Origin of the sequence: uncultured Nostoc sp. (assembly GCF_964247315.1) — a bacterium.
Lineage (GTDB): Bacteria > Cyanobacteriota > Cyanobacteriia > Cyanobacteriales > Nostocaceae > Nostoc.
In genome coordinates this window covers 1-24691 of the sequence record NZ_CAXTTT010000065.1, presented here as the reverse complement: position 1 = coordinate 24691, position 24691 = coordinate 1, and the positions used below count along the sequence as shown (strand labels likewise).

Genomic DNA, 24691 nt, shown 5'->3' with positions numbered 1-24691 from the left:
TGGGGCAATTGGAAGTAAAAATCACTTTGTATGGAATTGAAAGCGTGTGATTGAGGCAGAAGTTCATTTGTCACTACATAACTTTTTGCGATCGCAAGCGGGGTTCCCTTCCTGGCCCCATCATTTGACGATGGCACGGTTGGTAGCACGCGCCTTGCGCCTGGGACGTAGCGCCCTAATTCAAGTCGGGGCAGTTTGTGGTTATCAAGGGCGGTATCGTACTAGTTTCGTAGCATCAGCTCTAATGTGGCATGGCCCTGTAATTATTGTTGCTCAAGAAGCAGTGCAGCAACTTCTGCTGCGGGTGGAAATTCCCCGCCTACAGCAGTGGCTACCAGCCAATAAATCGATTAGAACAGGTGACGCTTGGCCTGATGCTGAGTTCCAAGGGCTACTGTTGACCTCCCCAGAAGCGTGGTTAAGAGGACAATTGGCTGGTGGCTCACGCTTTCCCCAAGGCATTCCCACAATTATTGATGGGGTAGACGATCTTGAAGATTGGATGCGTCATCAACTTACTCAAGATATTCAACCCGATGATTGGGATCAACTGATACTAGCTTGTCCAAACCAAGCTGAGGCAATTCGCGAAGCACGGATACAACTAACACACGAACTTTTTCAACATCCGGCTAATCCATATCAGTGTTATCTAATTTCCCAGCCAGAAATAGAAATTTTGAGTCGTCTGTATTTAGCTTTAGATGGAGCCAACCTCCCAGATAATTGGAAAAAATTCTGGCAACAATTTCAAACCCTTGATGAAAATCTTTCCCCCCCTGCTCTCTTCTGGGCGACTATTGCCCATCGACAAGGTTTATTTTCTTTGCACTACGCCCCAATGGAATTAGGGGAAATACTCTCGCCCATTTGGCAGCGACAACCAGTAGTTTTAATTGGCAGCGCTATCGAACCGGAAACTGAGGCTCCCCTTTTTCGCCAGCGCCTGGGTTTGGACGATTTAACTTGCCTGAAGTTCTCCTCGGAGAGTCAAGCAGAAGCAATTCAACTGTATGTACCCTATAAGTTGCCCCTACCAAACACGCCAGAATTTCAAGCGGCATTTATTCATAAAGTCCGCACACTGGTTTGTCTAAGTGCGACAGCACCAGGGTTAACAGTTGTCTTGGTGGGGGATGTACCACTCAAGTCTCAAGTGGCAACAATTCTGGCCTCAGAGTTTGGTTCGCGGGTGCAAGTAGAAAAAACTTGTTTAGATGAAAATGGTATTTTGATTAGCGGTTGGGAATTTTGGCGAGAACATCAACGAGTCTTGCCAGCACCCCATCTGTTAATCATTGCTACTTTGCCCCTACCATCTTTGGAAAATCCCCTGGTAGCTGGTAGGGTAGCTCTTTATAAGCGATCGCATCAAGATTGGTTCCGTTTATACTTGTTGCCAGCAGCTTTAAATGAATTACAACGGGCGATCGCTCCAGTACGAGAAAGTCAAGGGATTGTGGCTTTGCTTGATAGTCGTGTCGTTAACCGCAGCTACGGCGCTCAAATTCTCGCAGTTTTAAGTCCTCTAGCACGCATAAACTATCTTGATCCCAGCTTATTTTCCAATACCAATGAGGAAAATTCTGCTTAAAATTCAGTTACCAGTGACGCCACATTCTACACATTGGGTGTGCCCACCAGGTGCAACTGGGTCGCCAAAGACCAAATTTAATTTTTTTAAACAAAGCGCGATCGCAAAGAAGCAAGCACTATTATCAGCTTATAGAGGGTGATGCGATTCATCGCCTCTGTGTTGGCATGATTACTGGCAAAATAAATTTAGAACCTAAGTAGAATTTGAGTTGCTGATTATGGGTGAAGCAAAACGTCGTAAAACCACACTAGGGGAAACATACGGTCAAGAGACTCGGATCTTGTCTTGGGTTCCGATCACAAAAACTCAAGGCGAACAATTTGTCACTTGGACTACTCGTGGTGCTTGGATAGGCATTGGTCTTATGGTTGTAGGATGGGCAACAATCCGTTTTATCGGCCCAGCTTTCGGTTGGTGGCAAGTAGTTTATTAATTCCTAATTCATAATTGAATTAGTTGGATATCTAGACTCTAACTAATTCAAGACCATTAAAAAAGACAATGACGCGCTAGTGTTTCGCTAAATAATTACGAATTACATTAGCGCAACGGTGGCGGGTATACGTACCTCTATGAGAAGCAAGCTAGGCACAGCTTGTCATAGAGAGCGTTATTACGAATTACAAATTAGTTAACTCAGTTATTAATAAAAAATAATTACTAACTTTGAATAGATAATCGAAATATATTATATATGCATTAAATTTGGCAAAACCAAACTAAGATAAGAATCCTTCTAAATTAGCGTGCTTTGGTTCGTACAACTTTTTGAAAATAATCCCAAAATATCTAAAAATATTGCCTAAATGGCAACATTGTTCTGCTGAGTTTCGGTATTGTCAGTGTTAAGTTTTCCCATTGTGGATTCTACACTCACACTTGTCTACTGACTACGTGTTTTCAGTATAAAGTATCTCTTTTACTCTCTGGTAACTACTTAATCTCTAATTTGCACTGTCATTTGCTTAACTTTAAATATATGGGAGGAACGAATTTGGTATAACTAATCATTTGTCTGTACCAAAATCTACGTTATAAAGAAAATAGGTTAAACATCTAAGCAAGAGACACTATAACGAAGCAAAACTACATTTTGGCATTTAATAACAGTGTATTTGACTGCACATAGGTAATAAAAACCAAATATGTAGCTTTTCTGTAGTTGACTAGTGGTAGATTTAAGTTACTCTTAAAGCGGATCGCTTACTCTAAGAATCTACCCTGACAGAGGTGTATAAAGATATAGTTAAATTTAGCAATTCTGTTCGAGATTTTGAATTTGCAAACTGAATAGTTTGATACGGCCCTCAAAATCTCGATCCACTACCCTAAACAAGGTAGTCAATTAACGACTCAATATCATTTGTCTGGTAATTGTAATGAATAGTTTACAATACCAATGGGTGAGAAAATCTAAAGAAAATATAAAAGAAACTCAAATTACTGTGGTGTCTGGAGGACAAAAGTGTTTCTGAGACTAGCACATCAACATCGACAATTCGTCCAAGACTTAGTAATGAACCTGCAAGCCTTGGCGATTGTATTAGAGCGGCGTGGGTATCCTGCATCCTGCTATACCTGTGGCGACCAAATGAATAGTGCATCGTTTATGGTTAGCTTAGGTGATAACCATCTGATTCGATTTTTAGTGTCCGATTACGGCATTACTTGGACGGAAATGCGGGATGACCGCGAATTAATGAAGCTAGAAGGTGCAGAGGCAATTAGCCAACTAGATGAATTGGCCAATCTTGTCAAGCAATCTATGCAAAGTGATACAGGCTCTAAAACTCTTGCCAAGAAGTATTAAGGTTTCAGAGGTCGATAGCAAATTAGAAATTGATTATCGGTAACTGTTAATCGGTAATAGTGGCTTAGTTAGCGATCGCTCTTACCTATTCTCTATTACCATTGAAGTGATTGGCTAGGGCTGGCCCATCGCATATTTTTTTGTATCTGCCAAAATCTCACGAGTCGGATTTTCAGCCTCTAAATAGAAGGTGTTAAAACACACCAAAGTGAGAGGTTGGCTAGTTGATGTCAGATGCGATCCATCTAAAGTCCATTGCCAATTAAAATAAAGGGTGCCCAATAGTACGGGTGACTAAAGTCATTAACTGCTGCTACAGGTACATTATGACTTATTTCCTTCCAGTTTCCAGTGATTAATGAGACTTGAGCTTGGCGTAAAGCTTCAGTTTTAGTCAGCTTTTCAGTAGAGAGGATAGCATAAAAAGCACTCATAAGTGCTTGCGTACCACCATCATCTACAGACCACAAAGAGGCGATCGCGGCTCTAGCGCCAGTTTGTTGCATCTGATAGCCGAAGCCCAAAATTTCCTCACCGTTACCTAACTTGCCTCCCAAGCCGGTTTCACAGGCGCTCAACACTACCAAATCTACATTCGTGAGTGACCAAGTGGCGACATTTCTAAAATTAACGCGATCGCCATTCCCGAATAAAATAAACGAATCTTCTGGTTTACCCACCACAAAAGCTGCATGAGTCGCTAAATGGACAATTGTATAATCATCCATTTGGGGTACAGCGACTCTAGGGGTAAAGGCATCGTCTAAAAGCTTCGTAGTTTCAGGAACCGCAGCTGCTACACTTTCCACTTCCCGCGTTGCAAAGGGTAAACCAGCGAAAGCAACCTGTCGATTCCCAATTTTGATTTGATAATTACCTTTAGTAAAAGCACCGGCTAAAACCCGCAAAGTCGATTGTTTTGGGGTGTTTAAGTTAGTCAAACTGGCGGATGTAATGTGATTCACGTTGAAGCGTTGCACTAGCCATTGTTTGCCATCATATAAAGCAGTTAAAGGAATGTAGCGTAACCGATCGTCTGGAGCGTAAATCAGAGTTTGTGTACCTGATAGCTTCAAGTCTTTCTCTATCGGTTTAATTAGCCAGTCATATAATTGGCGTGCAGGTGCTTTGATATTTCGACTAGGATTGATTAAAGCTTGGCGGAAAGCATCAATTGTTTGATAAAGGTTTTCGCGTTTTACAGCAACGGTGCGATGAATTGGTGGGGATTCAGGAGTTACCAATACCAATTCCAAACTATCTTTTAAAATCAATGGGTAGAGTAATGCCGATTTTTGAGGTAATCGCGCCAAATTATCTCGAAGTTCGTTGAGACTCTCCAAATCCAAATTTTGCCGCCTAGCTGTACGGCTAATTTGCTCTACCTGTGCTTTCACTGAAGGACTATTGATAAATTCGTTAAATCCATCTAGAACTTGCTGTTGATTTAAGACTAGTTGTTCGATGCGTTGTTTCTGTTGGAGCGATCGCTCTTTGTAGTCAATTTTACGTAGTGTTGTTAGTTCTTTACCCAACACAACAGCATTATCAACGCTTTGCTCCCACTTAGCATGAATTGGTTTTTCTGTTGCCGCTATATTAATACCTTTGACAGTACGTTGATTACCTCGCACAGTCTGGAGATATTCCTCTAGTTCTTCAACTTTGAGTAAATCCATCGTCCTTTGTGCCTCAGCAACACGTTCCTGTTTCAGCAATCGTTCGCCCAAAATGCGATATGTCTGGCTAACAGTTATGCTGTAAGCATCTGGTTGTGCTGCACTCAGTGCTGATGGATTCAAGCGAGCTTTCTCACGATTAATCAAGCAATGCTTGTAGAAAAAAATTGCTAACTCTGGTTTGTTTTGGATATCGAATAAGTAACCTATGTTACTGTAGGTTTTGCCAAGTCGAACCAGATCCCCAAGTTCTTTGTTAATTAATAAGGCTTGCTGATAGGATTGAAGTGCTTCAGGATACTTTTTTTGACTTTGGTAGATTCTGCCAATATTGTTGAATGTTATCGCTTCCCAAGAGCGCTCTCCAAAATCTCTGCTGATGGCTAATGCTTTCTGTAACTTCTGCAATCCTTCTTTCGATTGACCTTGCCGAGATTCTTTGATAGCTTCTTCGTTGAGCCTTGCAATTTCTGAGAGCTGATTATTCTTGGGTAAAGCTTGAGCTTTTTCTCCAGAATCATACCTCAACCTTGCATTTGGGTTTACCTGGCTACTTTCTCGGAAAGCCATCCCAAAAGTTAGTAAACTAAGTAGAGTTAAAGTAACAACACCAACATACCGGAGATTAGGCTGCATAACAAAACACTCCCTATACTCAGAAGTGTAAATATTAAATCAAGAATTCCGGCAACACAATTAATTTTTATGCTATTCAATAATTTGAAAAATTTATAGGTATTGAGAAAATTGAAGATGTCAGAAGAAAAACCCAGCCAACCAAAACTACCACCAACCAGTGCCCTTGACAATCGATCAAGTCATGAATTTGGGAATTGGTTTGAATATCCTGTAAGAGTGCAACCCCACCACACTGATTATGCCGGTCTTGTCTGGCACGGTTCCTATATAGCTTGGATGGAAGAAGCGCGGATTGAATGTTTACGATCTATAGGGGTTGAATTTGCTGATTTAGTTGCTATAGGCTGCGATTTACCAGTTGTAGAACTGTCGGTGCGCTATCACCGTTCAATTCAATTGGGTATGGCAGTGCTGGTAAAAACCCGCATGGCTGAGGTGACTGGTGTACGAATCAATTGGGACTATGCCATTGTCTCAACCGATGGACAACAATTGTACGTCACTGCCAAGGTGACTTTAGTCGCTTTAGATCGTGAAAGAGGTAAGATTATGCGTCAGTTGCCGGCGAGTGTTAAGGATGCATTAGCCAAGATTTCAGTATTAAATAACAATTGAACAAAAAATTAATTCTGAATTCTGCATTCATAATTCATTTTTTACTTGCCGATTTGGATCTGCGAGAGAGTTTGAGCAAACTGCGTTATATGATTCCAAATATCTTGCGGAGTAACGCCAAAACCGATGTTTAATAAAACAAGGATTGCCGCTATAGTTAATGCACTACTCACGGTTGCCTTTAGCAACTTCCATAATATTATGAAGACAATCCAAGCTACAATCAACGTAGCAATCATAATATATAAATTCCTTAACAGTAGCCGTTATCTGAGAACCCGTTTATTCAGAAAAGATAAACTTTTGTCTGAGTAACAATTACTAGTGCTAAAGCTATTAGACCTAATTTTGAATAGATACTAAAGCTCAGATTTTTTGTGTAACTGTGCCAATGCCATATTACCTGAAAATGAAACAAAAATGCGGAGCAGAGGCAAGTTATTTGGCAATTTGGCAGAATTACTGGAAAGACTTTTTTAAAGCTTTTGTATCAATAATCACAAGATACAAGAGTTAGATTAGGACTCCGATTTGATTTTTGAAAACATCCTGAGACTGAAAAGGCTGTTGTATCAGGGTTTAATTTGAAATTTTGCTCTTAGAAGAAAGAGCTAGCTATTCGGAATCTGACCTCGAAGAAGCTTTAATTAATCATTTGCAAGAATTTATACATGAATTATGTCGAGATTTTTGCTTTGTTGACCGTCAATTCCGAATTACAGTTAAGGGAGAGCATTATTTTCTTGATTTATTATTTTATCATCGCTCTTTGCAGTGCTTGATTGCTATAGATTTAAAGCTAGGTAAGTTTAAGCATAATTATGCCGGACAAATGAATTTTTACCTAAACTACTTGCGAGAAAACGTTGCATATCCTCATAAAAATTTTCCCGTGGGTATTCTTCTTTGTGCTGAAAAAGATGCAGAAGAGGTTTACTATGCGACAGCAGGACTTAATAATCAATTATTTGTCTCGCGTTATATGGTAGCACTTCCTTCAGAAGAAACTCTTAAACAATGGTTGAAAGAAGAACAAGATCGGCTTGAGAAACAGTTTGATTTTGGTTCGACAAAAAAACGTGATTCTTAGATGGGGTTGATGGGAAAGTGTGATGTCTAACGACAAGCTTTACGGCTACGCATTTATTGGGATTTGTGGCAGGGCACTCCCTTGAGGTAGCTTTTCTTGGACTAATTATCGCAGTTGGATTTAACCGTTAGCCTTCAGTCTAATGCTGAAGGCTAAACAAGAATTGGTCAAGAGCCAGAAAATCTGCCTTTTGGGTATCTGAATTAAAGGTTTTTATCGCAAAGAAATTATCCGCGAGTGAGTTTCTAATTTTTCAGTCGCTGTTAAAACTTCTTGTCTTGCCCATTTATCTGCTGTCAAAATGTCATCTAAAGAGGGATTTGCACGGTTATCATTTTGATGGCGATCGCACACCCATTCGATACACCGAGGAATATCTAAAAACCGAATTTTTTCATCTAAAAATAAAGCTACAGCTTGCTCATTTGCAGCATTCAACACCGCTGGCATTGAACCACCAGCTTTACCCACAGCATAAGCCAACTGCATACAAGGATACTTCTGGTGATCTGGTTCGCGGAAGGTGAAATTTCCAGCTTTGACTAAATCTAGTCGTTCCCAGTTGGTGTAGATGCGATCGGGCCAAGATAGAGCATACAGTAAAGGTAAGCGCATATCTGGCCAACCGAGTTGGGCTAAAACTGAAGTATCTTGCAGTTCAATCAGCGAGTGAATAATGCTCTGGGGATGAATGACAATTTCGATATCGTCATAATCCAAGCCAAACAGAAAGTGAGCCTCAATGACTTCCAGTCCTTTATTCATCAAAGTAGCAGAGTCTACTGTGATTTTCCGCCCCATCGACCAATTAGGATGCTTGATGGCGTCAGCAACAGTCACTTCTGCTAACTTTTCTACATCCCATTCCCGGAAAGCTCCACCAGATGCAGTGAGTAAAATTTTCCGCAAGCCTCCCTTGGGCACACCTTGGAGGCATTGAAAGATTGCGGAATGTTCGGAATCAGCTGGGAGTAATTTTACACCATGTTTTTCAACTAGGGGTAGAACCACAGGGGCCCCAGCAATTAGAGTTTCTTTGTTTGCTAAGGCAATATCTTTACCAGCTTCAATCGCTGCGATCGTGGGTAGCAAACCAGCACAACCAACGATACCAGTAACAACGGTTTGGGCATCGCCATAGCGAGCGACTTCTATCACTCCGGCATCACCTGCCAATAGAATCGGCTGGGGATCGAGGTCAACGATCGCTTCTTTGAGCGCTGGTAACTTCTCTTCTGAGCAAATGGCTGCTATTTCTGGTCGAAACTGCCGAATTTGGGCAGCCAACATTTCGACATTGTTACCAGCTGCCAATCCCACAATCCGAAATCGGTCTGGATACTGAGTGACAATATCTAAAGTCTGAGTACCAATAGAACCAGTGGAACCAACAAGAGTAATCGCTTTCACAATTGCTTAAGGATTTACAGACAACTCTCACTATAAGTTGCTTGGGACTCTTTAATCACAGCAATCACTATAATCGATACACTGATGCCAAAAGAGGGAGTGGGGAGATGAGGGAGAAATCAATTCAAAATTCACGCATTAAAGAACTTCTGCCTTCTGCCTCACTTCTCTACGAGAGGCTGCGCCAACGACTACGCTCTGTTACCACTTGCTTCCTGCCTTTTCCCCAATGCCCAATGACTCTTGACAAATGACAAATTTTCATATAACTAGACAAAATTTGTATTTATAAATACTATATTTCTAAAGATAAATTCTGAGAAAATTGGCAAAAGTAACCAAGCATGGAACACTTTTAAGTAATTTTTAATCTGTCCAGTTTGTTAATTATGTTGGTGGAGGATTTAATATGCAAAATATTACTCATAAATTACTGTGTTACAGCCATAGGTAAAAGGATGCACAAAGGAGTTTGTTGAAGCACTCAACCCTATGGTCAAAGTTCAAGTAGTTATAAAAAAAGTTTTATGGAAGAATGATTTCCTATTTCCAGCAGCAATATGGCTTGCCAGTCGAATATTCATCTGGACAGCTATGTTGCTGGTTGCGCCAAAACTACCATTACCAGCAGAGGAATTTTTGCCTCATTTTGGCTGGGGGGTTTTTGATGCTTGGGATAGTATCCATTATCGAGCGATCGCAACTTCTGGTTATGAATTTGTGAATGACGGCAAGCAACATAATCTGGCCTTCTTTCCCCTGTTTCCCTTAAGCATCTGGGTTTTGATGGAGTTGGGCTTACCATTTGAATTGGCAGGCACATTAATCAACAACTTGGCATTTTTTGCAGCACTTTACTGTTTGTACTTTTGGGCCAAGGAGCATCATGGCATCAATGCAGCACACTGGGTAACTGCTGTGCTTTCTTTGTATCCAGCTTCGATGTTTACGGGGGTGATTTACACAGAGGGGCTATATTTGTTTTTGAGTACGGCAACTTTGCGGGCGTTCGATCGAAAGCAGTATGGCTGGACTGCCCTTTGGGGCGCGATGGCGACAGCAACACGTCCTACAGGTATGGCACTAATTCCAGCATTAGCGATCGCAGCCTGGAAAGAACGCCGACCACCGATTGCTTATATAGTTAGTTTCACTACTGCTATTGGCATACTTCTATTCAGTTTGTATTGTGCGATTTATTTTGGCGACCCTTTAGCTTTTATCGAAGCACAGCGGGGATGGCGACCAACTCTGGGGTTTGATTGGCAGGGTTGGTTAAATATGTTCATGCAAATTGCCGTTGGCAGTAAAAATTGGCAATTTGGCTGGGTTCAAAACTCCTCTGGCAGGATTCAAGATCCCTGGTATCTCTTGTTATTTGGCGCGATTGTGATCAGTGGCTATCTTTTATGGCATTTCCGTCAACGTTTTATTTCTGTAAAATTATTTTATGGCTTTTATGGTTTAGTCTTATTTTTGTTGATTCTGGCAAGCGAACAGTGGATCGATAACCTCCTCAACTTGTTCATGGTCTTAGGTGGTGGCTTTGTGTTGTGGCGTTTACACACGCAACTGACCCCAGTTACAGTTGTTTATGGCTTTTGTGGTATTGGTTTGCTGCTAGCTTCTGGAGGCACTATCTCATTAAGCCGTCTCGCGTACGGTATTGTGCCTTTGAACATCGCAATTGGTGTGCTGCTATCTCGTCATCCTCGTCAGGGATATTTAATATTGGGAGCTTTTGTGATACTACTAGCCAAAATAGCTATAGGATTTGCCCAAGAGCATTGGGTTGGTTAGAAGATTTGATCCATTATTTGAATTTAAATTTTCTAATGAATGTATCCAATCAAACGAAGATAGCGATCGCTTCATTATTTCTAGGTGTAGGTGCCATATCTTTTGGCTCTATTTTTATGAAATTGAGCGAAATTGAACTCACCCCCAGTGCCACTGTATTTAATCGCTTTTGGCTTGCTAGTGTGGTCTTCTTGCTCTGGCATGGATACAAGGCAATACGGCAGCAATTTTCTGGAGATAAACCTATAGAACAGCAACCCTATACCAGTCAGGATCTTTTGCTATTGCTAGGTGCTGGTATTCTTTGGGCTGCCACTTTAGTTTTGTTGGCTTGGTCGCTAACTCAAACTAGCGTTGCAATTTCTAGTGTGTTGCATAATCTCGCTCCCATATTTACTAGCTTAGGGGTGTGGCTGTTATTTCGTCAGGGTTTTGAGAACCAATTCCTGATTGGGATGGTTATTGCCCTTGGAGGAGCGATCGCTATTGAATTTGAGGAGTTGCAAATTGCCACAGACGAGGTTCAAGGAAGCTTGGCTGCGATCGTTTCGGCGATTTTCTTGAGTGCATACCTGCTGATCGTAGAAAAATTACGAACCAAATTTTCTCCGGCCACAATTCAGTTGTGGATCTGTGCGATCGCGGCTTTAGCGATCTTCCCTATACTTTTGTTTACTCAAGATCAGCTTTTTCCCTCTACAGTCAGTGGGTGGCTTTGGGTAATTTTCTTGGCGCTGATTTGCCAAGTTTTAGGTCATGGGCTTTTGACCTATAGCCTTGCCAAGTTTTCCTCTGTGGTTGTCTCCTTGGTGCATCTATTAGAGCCAGTATTTAGCGGCATTTTCGCTCTTGTAATTTTTTCCGAAACATTAACTTTCTCAAATTGGGTAGGTTTCGCTGTAGTTTTAATGGGTTTATACTTAGCCGTATCCAGCCAAGAGGCTGTTAATTTGCCGTTCCAAGAATCAGTTAAAAATATAATTAACACTTTCGTTCAAAGTATGACGATCAAACTGTCATTACTAAAGCAACAATTCTCTGAAACACCAGCTTTATTAGGAACTGTCTCATTATTGTTTGCTCTAATTCCCATATCTTTAGCACCATCGCTGACCAAATTGTGTCAACAAGAAATTGGTGCAAATGCTGTAGTATTTCATCGCAGTTGGATTGCGACAGTTGTCTTTGGTTTTTGGAATGGACTTGAGGCTTTCCGCTACCAACAGTCTATTAGAGGAGGCAGGAGGCAGGAAACAGAAGGCAATATTACTCCTGCCTTGCTTGATAACCAATCTATAGAACAGAAGCCTTTTACAAGTCAAGAAGTGTGGCTATTGTTGGCAATGGGAACCTCTGCTGGAACTTACCTCCTCTTGTGGGCTTGGTCGCTGAGTCAAACTAGTGTTGCTAATGTAGCTTTACTATCTAATTTGAACTCCTTATTTGTTGCTTTGGCTGGGTATTTGTTATTTGGTCGACGTTTTGACAACAGATTCGTGATTGGTCTGGTCATCGCTTTGGGAGGAGCGATCGCATTTGAACTCAATAAGGTGCAATTTGCAAGCGATCAAATATTAGGTGATGCATTAGCATTGCTAACTGCGGTTTTCATGGCTACATGTATGCTGCTAATAGAAAAACTCCGAACCAGATTTAGCACTGCAACTATCATGCTGTGGCGCTGTGGAGTAACAACAATGTTTCTACTACCCGTCCTGCCATTCCTCGAAGATAGACTATTGCCCTATTCTTGGATGGGTTGGTTTTTCATCATTTTCCAAGCTCTCTTCTGTCAAGTGCTGGGTCAGGGACTTTTAGCTTATAGCCTCAGTAGAATCTCTTCAGGCGTTGTCGCCGTCACACTTCTTCTAGAACCAGTTCTAGCTTCCATTTTTGCTTGGTTCATTTTTTCAGAACAAGTAGGTTTGTTTGACTGGGCTACTTTTGCCGTAGTTTTAGCGGGTATCTATCTAGCCCAATCTAGTCAATCCATTATTCAAGTAACAAACGAAGGCTCGTAGCAGCATGACAGCTAGTAAACAAAGATCAGCTGTTCCACATTTAACTTGTATAAGTAGTGTGGGAATATTGCCCAAACTACAAAATATTGATGAAATTTATATCGGTGCGGGTGGGGTATTTTTGTACCTCATCAACTTAAAATCTGCTGTAATATTTGGACACAGCCAACGAGACTGATACAATTTATGACGAAAGCTTCCGACAAAACATTATTAAGATTAGTGAAATTTCCGTTTAATAGGTTCTTAAACTCTCTGCCATTCCCAGTTCCTGGATACTTGCCTATTGGGATTATATTAGCAGTGATGATTCGATTGCTTTGTGTTCCAAATAAGTCGGTGGATTACAAGTTTTTTTTAGCGCGTTGGTATGATTTCATTGCATCTCATGGTGGGTTGAACGCTCTTAAATATAGTTTTGCTGACTATACGCCGCCCTACCTATATTGGATTTTAATTGCTGCCACCCTGCTTTCTGGATTGCCGAAAATTTTTGCAATTAAGCTTTTTGCGATGACTGTTGATTTTCTTTGTGGTTTTTTAACTTACAAAATTGTTCGACTAAAATACCCAGAGGATAATAAACCAATCTTTGCTTTTTTGGCAGTTATTCTAAGTCCGACTGTTATATATAATAGTGCCCTCTGGGGTCAATGTGACAGCATCTATACAACAGGAATAATTGCTTGTATTTACTTTTTGTGTATTCAAAAAGAAATTCCTGCCTTGCTCAGTTTTGGTGTGGGACTTTCTTTTAAGTTGCAAGCGATGTTTTTAGCACCTCTATTATTAGCTCTTTTATTGAAAAAAAGAATTCATTGGTATTATTTGCCATTAATTCCAGCGGTATATATAATTTTAGTTTTGCCATCGTGGTTGATGGGAAGACCGATACAAGAATTGCTGTTAGTATACTTTAACCAAGCTAATAAATATAAAGAATTGGCTAAAGGTGCGCCGAATCTTTATCAATGGATTCCTAACAATTTTTATAATATTGTTGTCCCTATCGGTTTAACATTAACTGTATGTGCAATATTTTTATTAGCATACATTGTTTATAAAAGTAAACTAAAAATTACTCATAACAGACTGATACACTTAGCCACCATCTCAGTTTTGTTTATGCCATATATCCTGCCCAAAATGCACGAAAGATATTTTTATCCTGCTGATATCCTTTCGATTATCTTTGCCTTTTACTTCCCTCGATATTTTTGGGTAGCTATAGTTGTACAAATGGCATCATTTTTCAGCTATTTGGGAACTCCCCTATTTATCCAGTTATTTTCAGTACCTTTAGGTTTTGCTCTCTGGTTTGTTGTGCGAAAGTGCGATCTAATTTATCCAAAGCTAAATTTTAGAGAATATGTACCTAAAGGATAAATTAATTAAGATTAAAAAAGTAAGATATCTTAGATATTTAACTTATGGTGAAACAAGTGTGAATTCTTTAGTCGCTCCAATAATTTTACTACCAGTTATATTAATTTGCTGTAAAGCCCCATTGTCTAACAGTAAATAAGATTTATTAGATAACATTTGTTGTAAAGTTGGGACAGTTGCAGGAGTTACCTTACAATCGCAGTAAAAGTCTAAACTAGGACGCCCATAAGCAAAAGAAGTATAAATTTGTGTTCCTGGTAAAACATTTGCCCGAATTAATTCTGCTACTGGTTTAACTGGAAAAGCTTCCTTTAATTCCCAAATCCATGATTGCGAACTCATTAACAGTGCTAAAACTAAGTACATCCCAGAAAATAACACTGGAATAAAGTTGCGATCGCGTTGTCTAACTAACCAGACTACTGCACTCATACTTATTGTCAAAACAATGCTCATGACTATTAAAATAGGCTCTTTTTTTGCAATAATAAAGTAAACACAACCTCCTAAACCAGCAATCGCAATAATAGCCATAAATATTGTCCAAGTTCGCACCTTAAAATGACCGTACTGCCAAATTTCGCTAAGTTTAGCACCAATTGCCAAAGCTAAAAATGGATATACAGGCATAACATACCACGGCAGCTTAGTTCTCATTAAAGAGATACTTCCTAAATAAACAATTGTGCCGATTATAATTAGATGACCCCAGGAAGTATGACGTTTTTTCCAAGCTAGATAAAAACCTGACGGTAAAAATAATAGCCACGGAAAACTATACTTAATTAACTCAATTAAATAGTACCAGGGTGGCCCACTATGACCTTCAACAGATTGTGTCAGTCGATCGAAGGTTTGTGTTTGAAAGTTCACTTGAAAGAAAGTTTCGCCATAATGTTGCCATTGAGTAACAAACCAAGCGATCGCTGGTGCATTTCCTAAAAACATTCCCACCAATAAATAGGGGCTTGTTAACAAAGCAAACTGTCGATCTACAATCAGGAATAAACAAGCGATCGCTCCTAGCGGCAAAACTATCATCCCTTTCGTGAGAGCGATCAACCCTAAACAAAATCCTATACCTAGAGCATATTGACGATTTTGACGTGCTTTTAGCAAACAAAACAACAGCAGCAAGAAAAACGTAATAGTTGTACCATCTAGCATTGCTAGCCGTCCGTGACGCACCACAGGTAACATCGTCAGGTAAACTAAAGCGCTAAACAGAGCTGGTAAACTTTGGTTAAAAAGCAAACATCCCACCAAGTAAAGCAAAGGCACTCCTAAAGCAGTTAACACTGCACCCGGTAGACGCGTTGTCCACTCATTCACGCCGCCGATTGAATAAGTCCAAGCAATTAACAAGTGCATCAGGGGTGGCTTATTATAATAAGGTTCTCCTCCCAAAGTGGGGTAAAGCCAATGCATTGAACCAAGTGGGGCACGCCAAATTTCACGAGCAACCTGTGCCACAGTACCTTCATCCCAATCTCGTAAAGGGGAGTTTCCCAAAAATATCAGCCATAGAAATAGAGATATTACCACTAGGCTAAATAACCATTCTTTTTCTCGGAATAGACGCATATCTAAAATCGGGATAATCATCTCAAACCTCCAGGATATTCCCACGAAAGCTTGCTTTATATGGCATCATAGCAGCTTCGTAAACCAGTCTTATGCTACAGCAAAGTGTTGAGCAGCCTTTGCTGAAACAATAGATAATTTGACATGATTTCATTATTTTTGAATAATAGATACAATTTATGACGAAAACTTCAGACAATACATTATTAAAATTAGTGAAATCTCCGTTTAATAGGTTTTTAAATTTTTTCCCATCTCCAGTTTCTGGATACTTAACTATTGGAATTATCTTAGCAGTGCTGATCCGATTGGTTTGTGTTCCTAATCAATCATCTGATTATAAATCTTTCTTAGCGCCTTGGTATGATTTCATCGCATCTCATGGTGGGTTGAACGCTCTTAAATATAGTTTTGCTGACTATACGCCGCCCTACCTATATTGGATTTTAATTGCTGCCACCCTGCTTTCTGGATTGCCAAAAATTTTCACAATCAAGCTTTTTGCAATGGCTGTTGATTTTCTTTGTGGCTTTTTAACTTACAAAATTGTCAGACTAAAATACCCAACTGGTAGTAAACCAATCTTTGCTTTTTTAGCAGTTATTTTGAGTCCGACTGTCATATATAATAGTGCCATCTGGGGTCAATGTGACAGCATATATACAACAGGGATGATTGCTTGCATTTACTTCTTATGTATTCAAAAAGAAATTCCTGCTTTGCTCAGTTTTGGTGTCGGACTTTCTTTTAAGTTACAAGCAATGTTTTTAGCACCTTTATTATTAGTTTTTTTAGTTAAAAAGAAAATACATTGGTATTATTTACCATTTATCCCGGCGGTATATATAATTGCAGTTTTACCGCCTTGGTTGATGGGAAGACCGATACAAGAATTGCTATTAATCTACTTTAGTCAAGCTAATAAATACAAAGAATTGGCGAAAGGTGTGCCTAATATTTATCAATGGATTCCTAACAATTTTTATAATACTGTTGTGCCTATCGGTTTAACATTAACTGTATCTGCAATATTTTTATTAGCATATCTTGTTTATAAAAGTAAGCTAAAAATTACTCAAGATAGACTGATACACTTAGCCACCATCTCAGTTTTGTTTATGCCCTATATCCTGCCCAAAATGCACCAAAGATATTTTTATCCTGCCGATATTGTTTCGATTATCTTTGCCTTTTACTTTCCGCGATATTTTTGGGTAGCTATAGTTGTGCAAATGGCATCATTATTTAGTTACTTGGGAACTCCCATATTTATCCAGTTATTTTCAATACCTTTAGGTTTTGTTCTCTGGTTTGTTGTACGAAAGTGCGATCTGATTTATCCAAAATTACAAGCTGGATTTTCTTCTAATCTTAAATAAAAAAATTAGTCAGGGCAAGTAGGATTTAAATAACAGAAAACCTGTCAAAAATGAATTATATTAAAGTAATTATCGGCATTAGTAGCTTAATTTTATTTATCTCCAGTAGCTTACGACACGAATTATTTAATTCATCTGGTGATTTAGCATTTTTCGACCAATGTATTTACTTAATTAGTCAAGGAAAACCGCCAGTTTCTTCTGTACTTGGTTTTCATCTGTTAGCCGATCATGCTGCTTGGATTTTATATCCTTTGGCTTTACTGTACAAAATTTACCCTAGCGTTTATTGGCTGTTTGCAGTACAGTCTATTGCTTTAGCGTTAGGTGCTTTACCTACATATTTTCTGGCGTTACAAGCCGGTTTAAAAGAAAATTTAGCAGTCGCAATTATGGCTGTATATCTAATGTATCCGGTGGTGTACAACAGCAATCTCTGTGATTTTCACCCTGAGACGATCGCAGTTCCTGCCCTTTTGTTCGCAGTTTTGACCGCTAGATCGAGAAAAATCGCTTGGTTTTGCCTCAGTATTCTTGTGGTATTAGGTTGTAAAGCTGTATTATCGCTGACTGTAGTGGCGATGGGGATTTGGTTACTCTTGTTTGAAAAGCGACGTTTATATGGTGCGATCGCCATTATTGGTGGGACAATATGGTTTTTGATTGCTAACTGGATGATCATCCCTTATTTTGGTAGCGAAGCAACCTTATTGAACCGTCATCTTTATCGCTATAGCTATTTGGGAAACTCCTTTTCCGAAACGCTACAAATATTCCTGTTTCAACCCAAAATCATTTTTAACAACCTTTTTTCAACTATAAACTTAGAATATTTATGTTTTTTATTCTTACCTGTTTTTTGGGGTTTAAGACCACAATCTCTTATGCCGTTGATAAGTATAATTCCTTGCGTTGCGCTAAATTTACTTGCCGATCATCCTTCGCAAAAAAATCTAGTTTTACATTACTCTTTACCAGCAATTCCATTTATTATTTTAGTTTTAATTGCCAGCCTAGCAGTAGGTAAAGCATGGCTAAAACAAAGACGAGCAATTATCTTGTGGTCTTTACTTTGCTTTTTCGCTTTCGCTAAATTTGGTTTCTTTAGCTCAAAGTATCTCCATAATCTGGACAATTGGGCAGCTACAAAAGAGGCGATCGCTTTAGTGAAGACTAAAGATAGTGTTTTAACTACAGATATAATTACTCCACATTTAACCCACAGACAGTTAATTAGTTTTAAATATAATCCTTCTCAAAATATTGCTGAATTGAATAAGTTTCATTATGTCTTGCTCAATGTTCGCCATCCAGGTTGGGCTGCAAGTTCTGAATCTCTTTCTAACTTAGTAAATATATTGAAAAATCAGTCAAATTTTCACTTGGAATATCAACAAGATGATGTATATCTTTTTGAAAAAATTATTAGTTAACAATACTCCTTTTGCTGAAACTGGCTCAATAACCAAGCTCCAACTTCAGATTGATTCATCTCACGGCTACGGCGTAAAGCTTCCTCTAAAGTAAACATTGCCAATCCCGGCAATACTTGTGATTCTTGAATACGTTTACTACCCTGCTCTGCCATAGCATAAGCAATGATTTGGGCATTTTGAACATCTACTACCCAATATTCAGCAACGCCTAACTCTTCATAGAGCGATCGCTTTGTCCCCAAGTCATCCAGCAAAGATGTTTTAGCAATCTCAATCACCAAATCCGGTACAGGATACCGATCAAGGTTGACGATTCCTGTACCTGCTGGGATAGTTTGGGCACGTTCTCTAAGGTAATACGCTACATCGGGCTGACAGTCCTGAACACCAGTTTTACGAAAAGTGGTTGTGTCTAAACCTGTCGCCAGTATTCCTTTAAGTGCCACAAATAGAGTCACTGCAAAAATAATTACAACATGGTCTTTACCATGATCAAAACTAACTGGTGCCATCTCCAGCCTCATGTGCCCCTTATAGTAGTAACTCTTTGCCTTCTCGTTGAGCAAGTTAGCGATCGCTTGCTCATACTCTTGCCAAGAAGCACAAATCCATGTATCTGTCGGTAACTGGGTCTGAGTTTCACTCATTATTTAACCCTTATGCCAATAAGCTATATCTCTTGTAACTCAAATTGTTAGGCTTTTTGCTCGCTCCTTTGACATTTGAAGTTCAAGATTTGAGTTCTGAAGGGGAAGTTTGAGGTTTTGAAGTGGAAATTTCGAGTTTAGAGGCTCAACAATGCTGTTCTGAAGGGGAAGCTTGGTGTTCTGAAGGAGAAGTTTCGAGCTTTTTGCTTGGCTGTTGTCGTTCTGAGGTCGAAACTTTGTGTTCTGAAGTGCAACTTTCGAGTTCTGAGGTTGAATGATGGTGTTCAGAAGGCGATCGCTGGTAGTAATCAAATCTCCTAGCTAAGTCTGTGGATAGTTTTTGCCATTTTTCATCAGGAACTTGGGCAGAGATTTCAGCTACCAGTTCCCAAATAGGCATAGCGTTTGGGTCAAAGGAAAGTTCACTTAATTTGGATATCTCGTTGAAATGAATGGTAGTTGACAGGTTTTCAGAACCATCTGACGGAGATATCGGCGTATGTTCCGGTTGAAAATTTTGTTTTACCATTCTATTAATTTTACCTGCTTCTTCGATATCTGAGTCTGCATGATCAGGCTTGGAAGGCGATCGCTTTATTTTCTCAACTTAGTTTATTCTCCTTTCACCACAGCCTCGATTGCTTTCACAAATGGAGCAACTTACCACTGATCTGAAACTTTTTGAAGTGCCTCAAATATAAATGCACTTTGATTTTTTGGCTTATTGCTCACAATCTGGAGAATCTGCTCTGGTTGAAGCGGTTGCCAAGTTTGGCGACGAGTCTAGCTTTTGAGATATTATGCGTCTGCGATCACTTTCAAAATCTCAATTTTTAACCTTTGAACTCGGAAGTTGCACCTTTTTACTCGAACGTTGAGCCTCTGAACTTGGAAGTTGCACCTTTTTGCTTGAACGTTGAGTCTTTGAACTTGGAAGTTGCACCTTTTTGCTCGAACGTTGAGCCTCTGAACTCGGAAGTTGCACCTTTTTGCTTGAACGTTGAGCCTTTGAACTCGGAAGTTGCACCTTTTTGCTTGAACGTTGAGCTTCTGAAGTTTAAGTTTCGGGTTCTGAGGTTAAAACTTGAAGGTATAAGGTTGGATGATGGTGATTGAAGAGGCGGTTTTCTAATTACCAGAAAGCTGATTGAGCTATTTTTTCTTCTTTAGTTTTGGTTTCAGATGATCTGGCAGATTCTCAGACTGAATTGCATTACAACCCCATTTATAAGCATTTTCAATAGACTTTCCTGCTCCAAGAGCATCATAAAATCCCGTAGCAAAATGAATTGCGGCAGCATCTCCAATTGCATCATTCATCCCAATCACATAGTCAATATGTTCTACAATTGCCTCTGCTTGCACTTCAGAATAGCAAGCATTAAGGAGAACACATTCAACGTGTTCAGTACACAGTTCAAATGTATTTGCTAAAGCCTCTGTAGTGACTAGTTTTGATTGTCCGTTTTCATCTTCTAGCACCAATCCTTCATTTCCAGATCCATGTCCGCAGAAATGGACGATTTGTGGTTCATGATCTAATAAAGCTCGACGTACATCAGCAGCCCGAACAGCCCATTTCTGTTCTAATCTGAATTGATCGCGTTTCTGAGATCGACGTAAACCCTCATCAATTTCTCGTACCTCCTCACCCAAACGTAGGGGAGTTGAATTATTAGGATTTGCTGCCAAAATTAGTATTGTTTTCATGGGGGATGACTTTTTGTGAGTCACAATCTGGAGAATCTGCTCTGGTTTAAGTGGTTGCCAAGTTTGACGACGAATTAAAGCCTCAGCCTCTAGCAATCTCCATTGCAATTTGTCTTTCAATTCTGGAAGTTCACGTATAATCTTGCGAAGTGCTTCAAGGGCTTGAGGAGTACCACGCTCTTGTAGACGCTTTGGAATATACTCTTTCCACGTTTTAATGCTGTGTTGTGGTGTTACTGTATATGCTTCAATATCAATATCAGTTAGTTTTTTATCTTCAGAACTGTTTTGCTTTTTGTCATCTGAGTCAGGATATTGCTTGGCAAGAAAAATATAAAGATCAGCTATGTATTCTTCTTTAAGACGTTGCTCCACACTCCCGTTATACTTAATGTGAGACGATACTTTTTCAATAACTTCTCGACCAAATTCGGTATCTTGCTGAATAGCAGGCCAAACAACTGGCCAGCCTGCATCTTCTGTATAGAGTATAAGTGCTTTCGCTGCTGCAACTGCTTTTGCTCTTTTATCGCTACTACTAGGAAGAGGTGAAAGAATTAGAGACTCTGCAAATGCTTTAGCTTCAAGAAATCCATATCTCAGTAAATCCTCAAGTAAATCACCTAAACTTTTATCAGTTAATTCTTTGTCTTGAACTTTATCGAATACTGCCTTAGCTAACTTTTCATCCCAGCAATTTTTTATTAAGCGGTTGATGTCAACAAAACCATATTCTTGATTCTCTTTTTCAATTGATATCATTAAGACTCTGATAAATTCACTAGGAGCATTTTGATAGGCTTTCTTGATTAATTCCTGTCTATGCTCTCGGTTTTCAGTTCTTCCCCAGTTGGGATACGCAAGGATTATTGCTGTCCACTTTTGCCATTCTTCGGCAGATAGAGTGAAAATCAAGTTTGGTGCTTTTTGCAGCAACAAATTTAATGCTTGATAACCTACTAATGCAGAGTTGCGTAAATTATTGGTACCCAGCCAAGCTTGACTTTCTGGATCACCATCACTCAGATATAGCCTCGCAGCGTTAATAATCCTTTCTTTTGTTGAATCTTCTGCCTCAATCCAACCAGGAAGATTTATCAAACTAGATGCAAATGGATCACCATAATGAGTACTATGAGATTTAAGAGTTAATGCAAAACATAAAGAACACCAAAAATTAGACTGACCAGCCTCAATCTGACTTAAAATCTCAAGTACTCGTTTTTTTGGTAGAAGTTCTAAAAGAGCTTGCTTATCGTCTTCGTCTCGCTCATCCTGTTCTTCCAGATATATTGCCTGTTCCTGCTGCGCTCTTGGTGAGCCTAACTCAATTGCTTCGATAAGAGATTCAAACTCTTTTCTCAATATTAAGTTGGTTTCGCTTGCTATAAGTACGGCATCTACATACTCAAATTCCGATTTAAATCGTCTAAAATTACATCGTATTAATTTTGCCCAAATTATTTGATGATATTCGGTTTGTGTTTTTTGGATACATTGAATTAACCATTGAAAATCTTGCTCAAAAACTATTGCTGTTATTATGTAGCCAATTAACCATAAAGGCTCTTGATCTGATTCTGGAATTATCGAGATAATTGACTCAACAATTTGACGGCGCTTTTGAACATCATCTTTTAAAACCTGGCTAAAGGTGATTGGTTTATATGAGTCATCATATATAATTACGTCGTGATTCTTCAACCGCGAAAAAGCAACTATAGTAAATTCCTGCATTACTTCGGGTTTATTCAAATGTTCCCAGGCTTTCAACATAATTGCATCTGACAACTCTCCAAAAGGATAACCCAAGTCGCGCCTAGTAACTTGTTTTTTTAGCCATTTGAAAGCTACTGGTAGATCAGATATTTGAAGATGTTGTCCAAGCTCTTTTGCTATAAAGTCCTGATATCTTCCACCAATGGATTTAGATACTGGCTGTATTAAGGTGGTAAAAACCTCTTCTGCTGTGATGTTGCCTGGCCAAACTGCTCGGAGTCCACACCCTTTTAGCTGCTCTTCTACATCATTTTGGATTTGAGCAACTGCTAAAGGTTTTAATCTTGCCTTGGTTTTTTCATCGCCAAGATTGCATACAGCCACTGCTGCATTGATGCGAACCGAAGAATGTTGCTGAGGATCAAGAGCAACATCGGCAAGATATTCCTGTACGGCTTTTACATTACAGGCTTCTGCAATATCAATAGCTACGTTCCTTGCATTTATACTCTTTGTTGAATCACAAATATAAAGTTGAAGCTGATCGGGTAGTTTTGGATGATTCAGATTTTTGTATAGCCAAGTAATGTATTGGTAGGTTAATTTTTCCTGATTGTGTAATCTCAGAAGTGATTCAACTAGAGCGGCCTTATCAGTTTCACCAGCAGTGGCTACATCACTTAGGAGTAGTACATCGGGATCTGTTTTCATTACTTCCCTAAAAACTTCAGGAAGTATACCAGCTAGCCAAGCAGCAGTTTCATGAAGCTGTGGAATTAACCTAAATTCAGAATCTTCAGAGGAAGCAATTAATTTCATTACTTGCTCTAAAGGTGTTTCGTGGTGAACCAAGTATCGTGCAGCAAGAAACTCAGCATAGGTCTGATGAGCAAAACCAATTCGATGCGGGCCGCGCGAAGAAAATAGTTCGGTAACAGACAAAACCTCTTTAATGCAGTTTTCGTCAACTGGAAACTCTTGCTGATTAATACTTTCTTTGCCTATGCAAATATCTCGTATAGCAATATCAGAATTTGGCATCTTCCCATATTCTGGACTTATCCAGATGGCAGAGCGTTTAGAAAATAGAAGTAAAGCTGCAATTCGACTTGCTATAACTAATCGGTGTTTTGCATCTAAATTCCCGGTAAAGCCAGAATCGCAGCGATCTGGGTTCACCTCTTCACATAGTTGTAAACAACCTTCTTCGTATAAATCTTTCTGAGAAGAAGGAAACCGTCCATTTTGATAAATACCCAGAAGAAATTTTAGTGTGATTGGCTTAATAGCAAGTGGAATAGCATTTTTATTAAAGACTTCCTGTAAAAAATCATTAGAGTTGATGTTACCTCTATTTGCTGCTTCAATTACATCTACTCGACATAGAGGAGCTAGCTCATATACCACTACATTTTCTTCTCCCCACTTGTCTTTTAGCTTTTGCTCCAAGCTATCCTTCCAATCAGCCGTCCTGCAAGTAATCCGAAAATACAGGCGATCGCAAGGTAGCTGTTCTATTTCACGTTTAAGAATCCTGACAAGTATTTTGATAGAAAGTAATCCCTCATCTAGGCTATCCAGAAAAAGATGTAGTTTATTTGTTCCTTTGCGCCAAGCTTGCAATGTTTCATCGCGGAAAATTGCATCACATAGTTGCTTGTCTGAATCATAATCACCAAGTCTGAACCACAAACAAACATTTTCTGAGTCACTAAACTTGTGAGAAACTTGATGATATGCTTGTTCGGTGGCTGTGGTCTTACCCATACCAGCTTCACCTAGCAGCACCAAACAGCGCATCTCAGATATAGTTTCAAAGGCAACTGAATCAGATTTGTAAAAATGCCCCCACTCTGAATCTGGATTGACTAAATATCCACCATCACGTAGATCGATGTGACCTGACCGGGGACACCAGAAGCGCTTCCATGTGTAAACCTGACTTGGCATTTTTACTTACAATAGGCTGAAAATATTTTTACTATGTTAACCGCATCCAATCCTTAATGTTGTTCTATCGGAAACGAGCTTTTGAGATATTATGCGTCTGCAATCGCCTTCAAAATCTCAATTTTCAACCTCTGAACTCGGAGGTTGCACCTTATTACTCGAATGTTGAGCCTCTGAACTCGGAAGTTGCACCTTTTTGCTTGAACGTTGAGCCTTTGA

Annotated in this window: 18 protein-coding genes; 11 read left to right on the top strand and 7 right to left on the bottom strand. The window is 39.5% G+C overall.

Going from position 1 to position 24691, the window contains the following annotated elements:
* The first annotated feature begins 46 nt into the window (after positions 1-46).
* The 3 genes from ACFE93_RS19555 to ACFE93_RS19545 all read left to right on the top strand — a co-directional run bounded on the left by ACFE93_RS19555 (position 47) and on the right by ACFE93_RS19545 (position 3407).
* Entirely contained in the window at positions 47-1594 is a 1548-nt protein-coding gene (locus ACFE93_RS19555) for an ATP-dependent DNA helicase (RefSeq protein ID WP_375475335.1), read from the top strand.
* 220 nt (positions 1595-1814) lie between these two features.
* Positions 1815-2030, top strand: a complete 216-nt coding sequence (locus ACFE93_RS19550; protein WP_099101660.1) for a DUF2839 domain-containing protein — start codon at positions 1815-1817, stop codon at positions 2028-2030.
* A 1032-nt stretch (positions 2031-3062) separates the two neighbouring features.
* A complete protein-coding gene (locus ACFE93_RS19545; protein WP_334862670.1) occupies positions 3063-3407 on the top strand; it encodes a DUF1815 family protein in 345 nt (114 codons plus the stop codon).
* 245 nt (positions 3408-3652) lie between these two features.
* On the opposite strand, the gene ACFE93_RS19540 is transcribed toward ACFE93_RS19545, so the two are convergent.
* Positions 3653-5722, bottom strand: a complete 2070-nt coding sequence (locus ACFE93_RS19540) for a CHAT domain-containing protein (RefSeq protein WP_375475333.1) — start codon at positions 5720-5722, stop codon at positions 3653-3655.
* Positions 5723-5839: 117 nt separating this feature from the next.
* Here ACFE93_RS19540 and ACFE93_RS19535 point away from each other — a divergent pair, with 117 nt between their 5' ends.
* Positions 5840-6340: an acyl-CoA thioesterase gene (locus tag ACFE93_RS19535; protein ID WP_375475331.1), complete on the top strand. Its 501-nt coding sequence runs from the start codon at positions 5840-5842 to the stop codon at positions 6338-6340.
* A gap of 41 nt (positions 6341-6381) precedes the next feature.
* On the opposite strand, the gene ACFE93_RS19530 is transcribed toward ACFE93_RS19535, so the two are convergent.
* Positions 6382-6579, bottom strand: a complete 198-nt coding sequence (locus ACFE93_RS19530; protein WP_292699786.1) for a hypothetical protein — start codon at positions 6577-6579, stop codon at positions 6382-6384.
* 353 nt (positions 6580-6932) lie between these two features.
* On the opposite strand from ACFE93_RS19530, the gene ACFE93_RS19525 reads away from it, so the two are divergent.
* Positions 6933-7430, top strand: coding sequence for a PDDEXK nuclease domain-containing protein (locus ACFE93_RS19525; protein ID WP_375475329.1), 498 nt, complete (start codon positions 6933-6935; stop codon positions 7428-7430).
* 213 nt (positions 7431-7643) lie between these two features.
* On the opposite strand, the gene ACFE93_RS19520 is transcribed toward ACFE93_RS19525, so the two are convergent.
* Positions 7644-8840: a 1-deoxy-D-xylulose-5-phosphate reductoisomerase gene (locus ACFE93_RS19520; RefSeq protein ID WP_375475327.1), complete on the bottom strand. Its 1197-nt coding sequence runs from the start codon at positions 8838-8840 to the stop codon at positions 7644-7646.
* Positions 8841-9332: 492 nt separating this feature from the next.
* Between ACFE93_RS19520 and ACFE93_RS19515 the strand changes: the two genes are divergently transcribed.
* From ACFE93_RS19515 to ACFE93_RS19505, 3 genes are all read left to right on the top strand, one after another.
* Positions 9333-10640 (top strand): mannosyltransferase family protein, encoded by a 1308-nt coding sequence (locus ACFE93_RS19515; RefSeq protein ID WP_375475325.1) that lies wholly within the window; start codon positions 9333-9335, stop codon positions 10638-10640.
* Between the two features lie 35 nt (positions 10641-10675).
* Positions 10676-12661, top strand: a complete 1986-nt coding sequence (locus ACFE93_RS19510) for a DMT family transporter (RefSeq protein WP_375475323.1) — start codon at positions 10676-10678, stop codon at positions 12659-12661.
* A 186-nt stretch (positions 12662-12847) separates the two neighbouring features.
* Entirely contained in the window at positions 12848-14047 is a 1200-nt protein-coding gene (locus tag ACFE93_RS19505; protein WP_375475321.1) for a hypothetical protein, read from the top strand.
* A gap of 42 nt (positions 14048-14089) precedes the next feature.
* Here the strand turns inward: ACFE93_RS19505 and ACFE93_RS19500 are convergent, their stop codons facing one another.
* Positions 14090-15631, bottom strand: a complete 1542-nt coding sequence (locus ACFE93_RS19500; RefSeq protein ID WP_375475366.1) for an ArnT family glycosyltransferase — start codon at positions 15629-15631, stop codon at positions 14090-14092.
* 179 nt (positions 15632-15810) lie between these two features.
* Here ACFE93_RS19500 and ACFE93_RS19495 point away from each other — a divergent pair, with 179 nt between their 5' ends.
* On the top strand, positions 15811-17010 hold the full coding sequence (locus ACFE93_RS19495) for a hypothetical protein (protein WP_375475319.1): 1200 nt from the start codon (positions 15811-15813) through the stop codon (positions 17008-17010).
* Between the two features lie 50 nt (positions 17011-17060).
* Positions 17061-18443 (top strand): DUF2079 domain-containing protein, encoded by a 1383-nt coding sequence (locus ACFE93_RS19490; protein ID WP_375475317.1) that lies wholly within the window; start codon positions 17061-17063, stop codon positions 18441-18443.
* Here the strand turns inward: ACFE93_RS19490 and ACFE93_RS19485 are convergent.
* Entirely contained in the window at positions 18440-19093 is a 654-nt protein-coding gene (locus ACFE93_RS19485) for a Uma2 family endonuclease (protein WP_375475315.1), read from the bottom strand. The genes ACFE93_RS19490 and ACFE93_RS19485 overlap by 4 nt on opposite strands.
* A 145-nt stretch (positions 19094-19238) precedes the next feature.
* Positions 19239-19622 (bottom strand): hypothetical protein, encoded by a 384-nt coding sequence (locus ACFE93_RS19480; RefSeq protein ID WP_375475313.1) that lies wholly within the window; start codon positions 19620-19622, stop codon positions 19239-19241.
* 311 nt (positions 19623-19933) lie between these two features.
* On the opposite strand from ACFE93_RS19480, the gene ACFE93_RS19475 reads away from it, so the two are divergent.
* The gene (locus tag ACFE93_RS19475) at positions 19934-20209 is read left to right on the top strand and encodes a hypothetical protein (RefSeq protein ID WP_375475311.1); all 276 of its coding nucleotides are present in this window, start codon (positions 19934-19936) and stop codon (positions 20207-20209) included.
* A 36-nt stretch (positions 20210-20245) separates the two neighbouring features.
* Here ACFE93_RS19475 and ACFE93_RS19470 read toward each other — a convergent pair whose 3' ends face one another.
* Complete coding sequence (locus tag ACFE93_RS19470; protein WP_375475309.1) at positions 20246-24472, bottom strand: CHAT domain-containing protein; 4227 nt, start codon at positions 24470-24472, stop codon at positions 20246-20248.
* Positions 24473-24691 lie beyond the last annotated feature (219 nt).